General features: G+C 67.1%; 10 protein-coding genes. 4 read left to right on the top strand and 6 right to left on the bottom strand.

The features are described from left to right. Positions 1-83 precede the first annotated feature (83 nt). Together HMPREF3114_RS10440 and HMPREF3114_RS10435 are read right to left on the bottom strand one after the other, a co-directional pair. Complete coding sequence (locus HMPREF3114_RS10440; RefSeq protein ID WP_053497486.1) at positions 84-590, bottom strand: DUF2867 domain-containing protein; 507 nt, start codon at positions 588-590, stop codon at positions 84-86. Then, positions 587-1,249, bottom strand: coding sequence for a serine/threonine-protein kinase (locus HMPREF3114_RS10435; RefSeq protein ID WP_049413709.1), 663 nt, complete (start codon positions 1,247-1,249; stop codon positions 587-589). Before HMPREF3114_RS10435 ends, HMPREF3114_RS10440 begins: the two co-directional genes overlap by 4 nt. A gap of 85 nt (positions 1,250-1,334) precedes the next feature. On the opposite strand from HMPREF3114_RS10435, the gene HMPREF3114_RS10430 reads away from it, so the two are divergent. Further along, positions 1,335-3,332 (top strand): bifunctional DedA family/phosphatase PAP2 family protein, encoded by a 1,998-nt coding sequence (locus HMPREF3114_RS10430; RefSeq protein WP_032954490.1) that lies wholly within the window; start codon positions 1,335-1,337, stop codon positions 3,330-3,332. Positions 3,333-3,454: 122 nt separating this feature from the next. Here HMPREF3114_RS10430 and HMPREF3114_RS10425 read toward each other — a convergent pair whose 3' ends face one another. From HMPREF3114_RS10425 to HMPREF3114_RS10415, 3 genes are all read right to left on the bottom strand, one after another. Continuing rightward, a complete protein-coding gene (locus tag HMPREF3114_RS10425; RefSeq protein WP_053497488.1) occupies positions 3,455-4,033 on the bottom strand; it encodes an LON peptidase substrate-binding domain-containing protein in 579 nt (192 codons plus the stop codon). Further along, positions 4,030-5,394 carry a UDP-N-acetylmuramate:L-alanyl-gamma-D-glutamyl-meso-diaminopimelate ligase gene (mpl, locus tag HMPREF3114_RS10420; protein WP_053497490.1) on the bottom strand — a complete coding sequence of 455 codons (1,365 nt, stop codon included), beginning with the start codon at positions 5,392-5,394 and terminating at the stop codon, positions 4,030-4,032. The genes HMPREF3114_RS10425 and mpl overlap by 4 nt, the downstream gene beginning before the upstream one ends. A 328-nt stretch (positions 5,395-5,722) precedes the next feature. After that, positions 5,723-6,286 carry an adenylate kinase gene (locus HMPREF3114_RS10415; RefSeq protein ID WP_005419045.1) on the bottom strand — a complete coding sequence of 188 codons (564 nt, stop codon included), beginning with the start codon at positions 6,284-6,286 and terminating at the stop codon, positions 5,723-5,725. Between the two features lie 136 nt (positions 6,287-6,422). Here HMPREF3114_RS10415 and HMPREF3114_RS10410 point away from each other — a divergent pair, with 136 nt between their 5' ends. After that, complete coding sequence (locus tag HMPREF3114_RS10410) at positions 6,423-7,679, top strand: 6-phosphofructokinase (protein WP_053497492.1); 1,257 nt, start codon at positions 6,423-6,425, stop codon at positions 7,677-7,679. A 117-nt stretch (positions 7,680-7,796) separates the two neighbouring features. Beyond that, entirely contained in the window at positions 7,797-8,186 is a 390-nt protein-coding gene (locus HMPREF3114_RS10405) for a DUF488 domain-containing protein (RefSeq protein ID WP_005419050.1), read from the top strand. 52 nt (positions 8,187-8,238) lie between these two features. Here the strand turns inward: HMPREF3114_RS10405 and HMPREF3114_RS10400 are convergent, their stop codons facing one another. Then, the gene (locus tag HMPREF3114_RS10400; protein ID WP_053497494.1) at positions 8,239-8,742 is read right to left on the bottom strand and encodes a hypothetical protein; all 504 of its coding nucleotides are present in this window, start codon (positions 8,740-8,742) and stop codon (positions 8,239-8,241) included. Between the two features lie 308 nt (positions 8,743-9,050). Between HMPREF3114_RS10400 and HMPREF3114_RS10395 the strand changes: the two genes are divergently transcribed. Beyond that, positions 9,051-11,078, top strand: coding sequence for a sodium-translocating pyrophosphatase (locus HMPREF3114_RS10395; protein ID WP_053497496.1), 2,028 nt, complete (start codon positions 9,051-9,053; stop codon positions 11,076-11,078). The last annotated feature ends 69 nt before the right edge of the window (positions 11,079-11,147 follow it).

Genomic DNA, 11,147 nt, shown 5'->3' with positions numbered 1-11,147 from the left:
CATGCTCGGCTGATTGAATGCAGCCGAGCATGGCTCGGCTCTACAATACGGTTCTGCCCGGCGCATCCACGCATCGCGTGGATCTACCGGTACGCCTGCGCCTGCTTCCTCAGCAGATGCGGCACGATCAGCTGATGCACCGGCGCAACCGGCAGCATGTACATGCGCCCGAACGCGTTGTGCGTATGCACCACGGTCGCCACTTCCAGCACGTCGCCCTTCCACTGCAGGGCCAGCTGCACACGCAGGTGGCGGTCGTCGTCTTCCAGCACGATGGCATCGTCACTGAGCGACTGCAGGGTGAAGATGCCCAGTCGCTGCCCGGGTTGAGGATCCGCAACATCCTGCACCGCGCGCAACGAGCCCAGGTGCTTCATGCCGAGCAGGCGCATGCCGCGATTGCGCAGCGCCATCAGCCCATCGAACCAGCCGGGAATGGTCGCGGCCATATCGCGATAGGCCTGCAAGGCCGAGCGCCCATCACGATGGGTTGTTGCCTGGCAGGCGTGCACGAAGTCGGCACCGGCCAGCTGTGGGCGCAGGACGCTGCCCGCACTCGGTGGGCCGGTCACTACCTGCAGTGGACTCACGGCTTGGGCCCCTGCCCCTCGTTGTCTTCCCAATGCAGGATGCGACGGGTAACGAAGCGGTAGACCGGCTTGCCCGTGGCGAACCACAGTTCGCGCACCCACGAGGTGCGCTTGAGCACGCGCTTTTCCACTGGGGTGAGCGACTCACGGCAGTACATGCGCTTGTGCTTGAGCAGGTGGCGCAGGTCCTCGCGGGCCAGCAGGCGCATCCAGCGCGAGCGCGGGTTGCCGATCACTGCCAGCTGGAAGTCGATCAATGCCGGGCGGCCGTCTTCGGTCACCAGCCAGTTGGCTTCCTTGGCCAGGTCGTTGTGGGCCACGCCGCGCCGATGCAGCTGCTGCAGCAGCCGACGCGCGGCGCGGAACCAGGCCAGGTCGCCACGCGGTGGGCGCTGGTACATGGCGTCGCCGGCCATGAAACTGCGGTCGAGATGATGCCCATTCCACGCCAGCAGCTGCGGCACGTCGGCCATGCCATGGATATGGCGCAGCGCGCGCGCTTCGCGGCGGGCCAGCCACCAGGCCGGCAGGCGCAACCACAGCGGCGTGGCGCCCAGGTCACGGCGTACGAAGGGGCCGGCAGGCCCTTCCACACGGAGGATGCGACCGAAGCTGTCGGCCTTCAAAGCATGTGGTGGCGTGTCTGGCGTATGCGGCATGGGCCCATTCTAGGCGATGGCGCCGGTTGCAAACGGTCACCAAGCGGCTGGGAACCAGTCACCTTCACGCCCCTATAATCGGGCAATGGACTCTTCATGGATCGACGCCACGCTTGCGTGGATTGCCGCTCACCCCGTGCTGGCGGGTGCCGTTATCTTCCTCATCGCCTTCTGCGATGCGGTGATCATTCTCGGCGCCATCGTGCCGGCGCTGCCGCTGCTGTTTGCGGTAGGCGTGTTCATCGGCCTGGGCCAGATCTCCGGACCGTACGCGGTGGCGGCGGCCGCACTGGGCGCATTCGCCGGCGATGGCATCAGTTACTGGATCGGGCGCCGCTGGGGCGACCGCCTGCGTGGCGTGTGGCCGTTCAGCCGTTACCCGCAGCTGCTCGACCGCGGCGAGAACCTGTTCCGCCGCAACGCGTTCAAGAGCATTCTGGTGGCACGCTACGTCGGCGCGATCCGGCCGTTCGTGCCGGCCATCGCGGGCATGATGAAGATGCCAGCCAGCCGCTATGTACAGGCCAGTGGTATCGCCAGCATTTCATGGGCGGTGCTGTTCCTGGCCCCCGGCTGGATTCTTGGCGAGGCCTATGACGCGGTGGCCGCAGTAGCCGGTCGGCTGGTGGTGGTGGTCGGCCTGCTGGCGGTGATCCTTGGCCTGGTCTGGGCCATCGTGCTGTACGGCTACCGCTGGTCGGCCGCGCGCATGGACAACTGGCTGGCACGCCTGCTCGACTGGTCCAACCGCCATCCGACGCTGGGCCGCTACACCGTCGGCGTGCTGGACCCAAAGCGGCGCGAGTCGGTGCCGCTGGCGATGCTGGCGCTGATGCTGCTGGTGCTGGGCTGGGGCTGGTTCGCGCTGCTGACCGTGGTGGTCGCGCATGGCGAGCCACTGGCGATCGACCTGCTGGTACACCAGGCAATGCTGGCCCTGCGCAACCCGCTGGCCGATTACCCGATGGCCGCGCTGGCGTCGCTGGGCGCCTGGCAGGTGCTGCTGCCGGCCACGGCGGCGGCGATGGGCTACCTGGTCTGGCGCCGGCGCTGGATGGCAGCCGCGCACTGGCTGGCCGCGCTGGCTTTCGGCCTGGCGCTGACCATGCTGCTCGGCGCTACCGTCGATGTTGTGCGCCCGGTCGACGCCAGCAGCGGCTTCGGCTTCCCGTCGGTGTCGGTGACGATGGCCACCATCACCTTCGGCTTCTTCGCGGTGCTGATCGCCCGCGAGATGCCCGGCCGTACCCGCGTCTGGCCGTACCTGGTGTCGGGCATCGTGGTCAGCCTGATCGGCTTCTCGCGCCTGTACCTGGGCGCGCATTGGCTGAGCGATGTGATCGGCGGCATGCTGTTCGGCACGTTCTGGCTGCTGGTGCTGGGCATCGCCTACCGCCGCCGCTTCAACCGCTCGTTCTGGGTGAAGCCGGTGGCATGGCTGTTCTACGGCGTCTTCGCCGTCGCCGCGATGTGGTACGCACCGCGCAACATCCCGGTGAAGCTGGAACGCTTCGAGCCGACCTTGCCGGCCCCGCAGGCAATGGACACGCAGGCCTGGTGGCAGCACGACTGGGCGACACTGCCGGCGCGCCGCAACGAGTTCGATGACGACCAGCGCTGGCCGCTGGACGTGCAGGTGGCCGGTCCGCTGGCACCGCTGCAGGCGCAACTGGAAGCGCGCGGCTGGAAGCGGCAGGAGCAGGCCGGCTGGCAGCAGGCGCTGCTGATGCTGGACAAGAACACCGGCGCCGATGAACTGCCGGTGCTGCCGGCGACGCTGGAAACCCGCGTGGAAGCGCTGTTGATGGTACGCCCGGGTACACACCGTGATGAGCGCTACGTACTGCGCCTGTGGCCGGCCCCTGCGCAGTTGCAGCCGGGCAACACGCCGCTGTGGCTGGGCAGTGCACAGACCCTGCGCTACGAACGCCATTTCGAGTGGATCGGCATGTGGCACCCGCTGCGTGGCGTCGACCCGGCATTGAATGCCGTGAAGGACGCCGTGCAGGACCTGCCGCAGCGCGAGGACGTGCACAGCGAAACCGGGTTGCCGGTGCTGCGGTTGAAGACCACCACGCCCTGACCGGTACCGGTCGCGATCACCCAGTGTAGAGCCGAGCCCATGCTCGGCTGCTCTTCGCGGGATCCATCAAGCCGAGCATAGGCTCGGCTCTACAGCAGATCCACGCCATGCGTGGATGGCTTCTACGGCATCCAGCCCAGCAGCTGCTGCAATCGATGGTGCGGATCGTCCATCTGCAGCAGCTGAAGGCGCTGCTGCTCGCTCAGCGGCAGCAGCTCGGCCAGCCGCCAGCCGACCCAGCTGGCCTGGTCCAGCAGCGCCGGATTGGCCGGCGCATAGGCCTCGCCGGCCTGCTCGATGATGTGCCCCAGCACCGTGGCCAGCAGTGCATGCTGCGGCCGCAGTTCGTCATCGGGGTCTTCCTCGCACCAGCGCACATCAGCCACCACCAGGCCGTTGTCGCGCACGCGGGTGCGCTCGACATGGAAGCGACGGGTGCCGCGCAGGCGCAGCTGCAGCACGCCGTCGGCGCCGACATCGAAGTCTTCGATGCGTACCTGCACGCCAAAGGCCGCCGGTGTCGCCGGTGCGCCGACCTCCTCGCCCTCGAGGATCAGGCAGACACCAAATCCCTCACCACTGCGGCCGCTGTCGCGGACCAGGTCCAGATAGCGCCGCTCGAACACGCGCAGGCCTACCGCTGCACCCGGTACCAGCGCGGTGTGCAGCGGGAACAGCGGCAGCGAGCCGTCGCCGCTCATCGGGCCTGCAGCGCGGCGAGGAAGCGGCGCGGGGCACCGTCGAAGCCACCGTTGGACATGAATATTACGTGGTCGCCGCTGCGCGCGCTGGCCTGCAGCTGCGCCAGCAATGCGTCGGTATCGGGCACCGCGTGGGCTTGGCCACGCACCGCGGCGATCACCGCCGCAGCATCCCAGGCCAGTTCCGGGCGATGCAGGAACACCACTTCATCGGCCAGCGCCAACGAGGGAGCCAGCGCCTGCGCATGTGCGCCCAGCCGCATCGAGTTGCTGCGCGGCTCCATCGCGACCACGATGCGCGCATCACCCACCTTGGAACGCAGGCCCTCCAGCGTGGTGGCGATCGCAGTCGGATGGTGGGCGAAATCGTCGTAGACGGTGATGCCGTCATGGCTGCCGATCACTTCCATGCGGCGCTTGACGCTGCGGAAGCGTGCCAGCGCCGGAATAACCTGGGCGGGTGCCACGCCCACTGCATGCGCGGCGGCCAGCGCGGCCAATCCATTGAGCACGTTGTGGCGGCCCAGCAGCGACCACTGCACATCACCCAGCGCCTGCCCACGATGGTGCACGCGGAAGGCGCTGCCATCAGCGGCCAGCAGCTCGGCATGCCATTCCAGCGACGGATCGAATCCGAAGCGCTCGACCGGGGTCCAGCAGCCCATCGCCAGCACTTCGGCAAGGTACTGATCCTCGCCGTTGACGATCAGCCGCCCACGTGCGGGTACGGTACGCACCAGATGGTGGAACTGGCGCTGGATCGCGGCCACGTCCGGGAAGATGTCGGCGTGGTCGTACTCAAGGTTGTTGAGGATGGCCACCAGCGGCCGGTAGTGCACGAACTTGCTGCGCTTGTCGAAGAAGGCCGTGTCGTACTCATCGGCTTCGACCACGAACTCGCGCCCCTGGCCCAGGCGGGCGGAGACACCGAAATCCTCGGCGACACCGCCGATCAGGAAGCCCGGCGAGCGCCCTGCACTTTCCAGCAGCCAGGTGAGGATGGTGGTGGTGGTGGTCTTGCCGTGGGTACCGGCCACGGCCAGCGTGTCGCGGCCCGGCAGCACCTGCTCGGACAGCCACTGCGCGCCGGAGATATAGCGCTGGCCGGCATCGAGCACGGCTTCCACGGCGGCATTGCCGCGCGACAGCGCGTTGCCGATCACCACCTCGTCGGTACCGGCCGGTACGCTGTCGGCACGGTAGCCCTGGTCCAGCGTGATGCCCAGCTGTTCGAGCTGGGTCGACATCGGCGGGTAGATGGCCTGGTCGCTGCCGCTGACGGAATGCCCAAGTTCCCGCGCCAGGGCGGCCACGCCGCCCATGAAGGTGCCGGCAATTGCAAGGATATGTACGCTGCTCATGACCGAGGATTGTGACCGATGACGGCTGTATAGGGCCAATGTCCGCTATCGGGTAAGACAACCCCTACACGGGATGTGAGAAAACTCCAATCAGCTGTCAGGGAATTCCCGATAGCGATGTTCTGTGAACCCGGACACAATTCGAACTGCCAGCCGCAGTACCCGAACCGGTCCTACTCCCCAAGAGGCCATCCCCAAGGGAGCTCATGCTGCGGGGCCCTGAGCAAGCCCTTCGCTGGCGCCTATCAAACGACACAGGCCTGATCCTCGCGGACCAGGCCTGTGTTTTTTGCGCCTGAAGGACCGGACGCATGCCGGCCCCGCCGGATCAGGCCTTGATCGCTGCCAGGATGCGGGCTTCGATCTCGTCCAGCTCACCGACGCCATCGACGCGGGCCAGGGTGCCACGGCCGGCGTAGAAATCGACCACCGGGGCGGTCTGGTCGTTGTAGACCTGCAGGCGCTGGCGCACCGCTTCCGGGTTGTCATCGGCGCGGCCCTGCTCCTTGGCGCGGCCGGCGATGCGGTCCACCAACAGCTCGGTGGGCACATCCAGCTGCACCACCGCGTCCAGCGGCTGGCCGATCTTGGCCAGCAGGCCATCCATCGCATTGGCCTGGGCCACATTGCGCGGGTAGCCATCGAGGATGAAGCCCTTGGCGACATCAGCCTGGGTCAGGCGCGACTCCAGCATGCCCAGCAGGATGTCGTCCGACACCAGGTTGCCGGCATCCATCACCGTCTTGGCCTGCTTGCCCAGCTCCGTGCCGGCGGCGATTTCCGCGCGCAGCATGTCACCGGTCGAAATGTGGGCGATCCCCAGCTTTTCCTTCAGGCGCGTCGCCTGTGTCCCCTTGCCCGAACCGGGCGGTCCCAACAGAACCAATCGCATTGACCTGACTCCAACGTGTTGAAAACAAAGAAGGTTCGCGTCCCGGACGGTCCGGTATCGCTGCACCGCAATAGCGCCACTTTACCGCATCCGGGTAATGTCCCTGCAATGTCCCCTCCCCCGAGCAGGTAGAAGCATGCGCAACGGTACTCTCCTTTATGCCCAGTCCGGCGGTGTCACCGCCGTCATCAATGCCACGGCGGCAGCGGTGATCGAGCAGGCCCGGGCCAATGGCATCAAGGTCCTGGCGGCCCGCAACGGCATCCTCGGCGCGCTGCGCGAGGAGCTGATCGACACCAGCAGGGAGAGTGCCGCCGCGATCCGCGCCCTCGCCCATACCCCGGGCGGCGCCTTCGGCTCGTGCCGGGTCAAGCTGAAATCGCTGGATGCCGACCGCGCCCGCTATGACCGCCTGCTGGAGGTGCTGCAGGCCCACGACGTGCGCTGGTTCCTCTACAACGGCGGCAACGACTCGGCCGACACCGCACTGAAGGTCTCGCAGCTGGCCAAGGCCTCCGGCTACGACCTGACCTGTATCGGCGTGCCCAAGACCATCGACAACGACCTTGCCGTTACCGATACCTGCCCCGGCTTCGGGTCAGCGGCCAAGTACACCGCGGTCTCGGTGCGCGAAGCAGCACTGGACGTGGCGGCGATGGCCGAAACGTCCACCCGTGTCTTCATCTACGAAGCGATGGGCCGCCACGCCGGCTGGCTGGCCGCCGCCGCCGGCCTGGCCGGCAACGGTGATGACGAAGCGCCGCACATCATCCTGCTGCCCGAGCGCGCCTACGACGAGGCCACGTTCCTGGCCAAGGTGAAAGCCGTGGTCGAGCGCGTCGGCTACTGCGTGGTGGTGGCGTCGGAAGGCATTGCAACCGCCGATGGCCGCTTCGTTGCCGATGCCGGCGGTGGCAAGGACTCGTTCGGTCATTCGCAGCTCGGCGGCGTGGCGGCGCACCTGGCCGGCCGGGTCAAGGATCAGCTGGGCCTGAAGGTGCACTGGGCACTGCCCGATTACCTGCAGCGCTCGGCCCGCCACCTGGCCAGCAGGACCGACTGGGAGCAGGCGCAGGCGGTGGGCAAGGCCGCGGTGCAGCTGGCACTGAAGGGCCAGAATGGCGTGATGCCGGTGATCGTGCGCAGCAGCGATGCGCCCTATCGCTGGAAGATCGAAGCGGCGCCGCTGTCGAAGATCGCCAACCACGAGAAGAAGATGCCGGCTGGTTTCATCCGCCGCGATGGCTTCGGCATCACGGCCAGGGCGCGCGCCTACCTGTCACCATTGATCAAGGGCGAAGCACCGCTTCCCTATGGCACCGATGGCCTGCCGAAGTACGTCACCCTGAAGAACGTAGCGGTGAAGCAGAAACTGCCGGCCTTCGAAGGCTGACCTGAAAAAGGGGACGGAGGGGATTAAGTCGCATACGCCCCTCTGTCATCTCCAACAGCATCAGCAGTGGGTCGGATACGACTTAATCCCCTCCGTCCCCTTTTCATGGAGATCATCATGGCACTGCGTGTTGTCCGACTCGGTACGCCGCGCCAACCCGGCGAGGGACTGCGCATTGGCACCGTTCGGCGCCCACCGCGCGGCGTGCCGCGCAGCGAGTTCGCCCGACAGGACTGGTACGACGTCTGGTTTCCTACGCTGTCACCCAGCGCGGAGCTGGTGAAGCGGGCACATGAGGCAACGACGGCGGCCGATTGGACCGCCTTCTTCCGCCATTACAAGGCCGAGATGAAGGCGCCCGATGCCGCCCACGCGCTGGACCTTCTGGCCGCGATGTCGCAACACAGCGACATCAGCGTGGGCTGCTACTGCGAGGATGAAGCGCACTGCCACCGCAGGGCATTGCGCGAGCTGCTGGTGGCGCGCGGGGCAATGCTGGCGGATTGATCAGCCGGATGTCGGCCGTGGATGACGGCACGGGTGCACCACCCACGCGACTTCAATTGCAGGCCGTGCCTTCCATCTGCAGCTGCGCGGCGAACATCGTCACCTGCGGAATCTGGCCGGCGGCGGCCTGTTTCTTCGCCTCCTCCAGGTAAATGCGCGATTGGCCCTGCCCGTCCAGCTCGACCTTGTGGCTCGACGGCAGGCGCCACACCCGCACCACCGCCTGCTGCGCCGGGCACGCCGCGTTGGGCACGCGGATCACATCATTGAGCTTCCAGCCCTTGTCGGCACTCGGCTGCGCCTTGGTGTAATCGACGAAGCGCGCGCGTGGCTGGCATTGCTCGCTGGTCCGGACGGCGGAGAAGCGATATGGCGCGGCGGCATCACCGGTGAACGCACCTTCCAGCCGCGCGCAGGCCTCGGGGATCTGCCGCAGCGTATGCACGGCGCCCACCGCCTGCGGCGCCCCGACCGCACGCTGCAGTTCCGGCGTTTCCGCAGCGAAGGCCGGTGCGGCCGGGACCAGGGCGGCAAGCATCAACAGGGACAGGCGCATGGGGGATCTCCTACGGGGCTGTGCGCAGGCTTGCAGAGGCTGCCTTAACGGGGTGCAAAGGCCGTTGGCTCGCGGATCATGCCCAGGGCCCGACGGCATGCGCCGCGGCTCCCAGGAGCCGGTCGAGCATGGCTCGACTCTACAACTGACGGCCCGCATACTGCGGGCACCAGGGAATGCTGAACACCGCCATACGTCGGACGACCACCAAGGTCGGTACGGGTTGGTTCCAGGCTGCAGCCCGTCGTCCCCCTCGTGGTGCCGTTCATCGCCACTGGATGCCTACATCCATTCTGCGGAGGGGTCTAATGCTGGAACGTCACGGGCTGTCACTGGCGCTGGGCTGCGCCATTCTCGCGATCCTGTTCGGAATCGTCTCGGCGCGCTGGATCCTGCGCCAACCCACCGGCAATGCACGCATGATCGCGATCGCCACCGCGATCCAGGAAGGTGCGCGTGCCTATCTCAACCGCCAGTACCTGACCATCGGCATCGCCGGCGTGGTGCTGTTCGTGCTGGTCGGCATCTTCCTCAGCTGGTACACCGCGATTGGTTTTGCAGTCGGCGCGGTGCTGTCCGGCGCCGCCGGCTACATCGGCATGAACGTGTCGGTACGCGCTAACGTGCGTACCGCAGAGGCGGCGCGCAACGGCATCAGCGCGGCGATGGACGTCGCCTTCCGCGGCGGCGCGATCACCGGCATGCTGGTGGTCGGGCTGGGCCTGCTGGGCGTGGCCGGCTACTACGCACTGCTGCTGCGCATGGGCCTGCCGATGGAACAGGCGCTGCACGCGCTGGTCGGCCTGGCCTTCGGCTCCTCGCTGATCTCGATCTTCGCGCGCCTGGGCGGCGGCATCTTCACCAAGGGCGCCGACGTGGGTGCCGACCTGGTCGGCAAGGTCGAAGCCGGCATTCCCGAGGACGATCCGCGCAACCCGGCGGTGATCGCCGACAACGTCGGTGACAACGTCGGCGACTGCGCCGGCATGGCGGCCGACCTGTTCGAGACCTACGCGGTGACCGTGATCGCCACCATGCTGCTGGGCAGCCTGATGCTGGCCGAAGCCGGTGCCAGCGCGGTGCTGTATCCGCTGGTACTGGGCGGCGTGTCGATCATCGCTTCGATCATCGGCGCGCTGTTCGTCAAGGTGAAGCCAGGCGGCTCGATCATGGGCGCGCTGTACAAGGGCGTGATCGTTTCCGGCGTGCTGGCCGCCATCGCCTTCTACCCGATCACCACCGGACTGATGTCCGACAACGTGCATGGACCGATGGCGCTGTATGGCTGCGCGCTGATCGGCCTGGTCCTGACCGGCCTGATCGTGTGGATCACCGAGTACTACACCGGCACCCAGTACAAGCCGGTGCAACACGTGGCGCAGGCCTCGACCACTGGCCACGGCACCAACATCATCGCCGGACTCGGCATCTCGATGAAATCCACCGCGCTGCCGGTGGTGGCGGTGTGTGCGGCGATCTGGGGTGCGTTCGCACTGGGCGGCCTTTACGGCATCGCCATTGCCGCCACCGCGATGCTGTCGATGGCAGGGATGATCGTCGCCCTCGATGCCTACGGCCCGATCACCGACAACGCCGGTGGCATCGCCGAAATGGCCGAGCTGCCTTCGGAGATCCGCGACATCACCGACCCGCTGGATGCGGTGGGCAACACCACCAAGGCCGTGACCAAGGGCTATGCGATCGGCTCGGCGGCGCTGGCGGCACTGGTGCTGTTCGCCGACTATACCCACAACCTGCAGGCAGCCAATCCCGGCCAGGAGTTCCGCTTCGATCTCAGCGACCACACGGTGATCATCGGCCTGTTGATCGGCGGCCTGATTCCCTACCTGTTCGGTGCGATGGCGATGGAAGCGGTCGGCCGCGCGGCAGGCGCAGTGGTGGAAGAAGTGCGCCGCCAGTTCCGCGAGATTCCCGGCATCATGCAGGGCACCGGCAAGCCGCAGTACGACAAGGCGGTGGACATGCTGACCCGCTCGGCGATCCGCGAAATGATCGTGCCCTCGCTGTTGCCGGTCGCCGTGCCGGTGGTGGTCGGCCTGCTGCTGGGGCCGCGCGCACTGGGCGGCCTGCTGATCGGCACGATCGTCACCGGCCTGTTCGTGGCCATCTCGATGACCACCGGCGGCGGCGCCTGGGACAACGCCAAGAAATACATCGAGGATGGCCACTTCGGTGGCAAGGGCAGCGAAGCGCACAAGGCTGCGGTGACCGGCGATACCGTCGGTGACCCGTACAAGGACACCGCCGGCCCGGCAATCAATCCGCTGATCAAGATCATCAACATCGTGGCGCTGCTGCTGGTGCCGCTGCTGTAGATCCACGCGACGCGTGGATGGCAGGCTCGACGGGGTCAGAACCCTTTCCTGCGGAAAGGGATCCGACCC

This window comes from Stenotrophomonas sp. HMSC10F07 (genome assembly GCF_001807895.1).
In the GTDB taxonomy this organism is placed as follows: Bacteria; Pseudomonadota; Gammaproteobacteria; order Xanthomonadales; family Xanthomonadaceae; genus Stenotrophomonas; species Stenotrophomonas sepilia.
The sequence above is the reverse complement of the archived record's forward strand: the minus strand, read 5'-3'. Positions and strand labels throughout refer to the sequence as shown.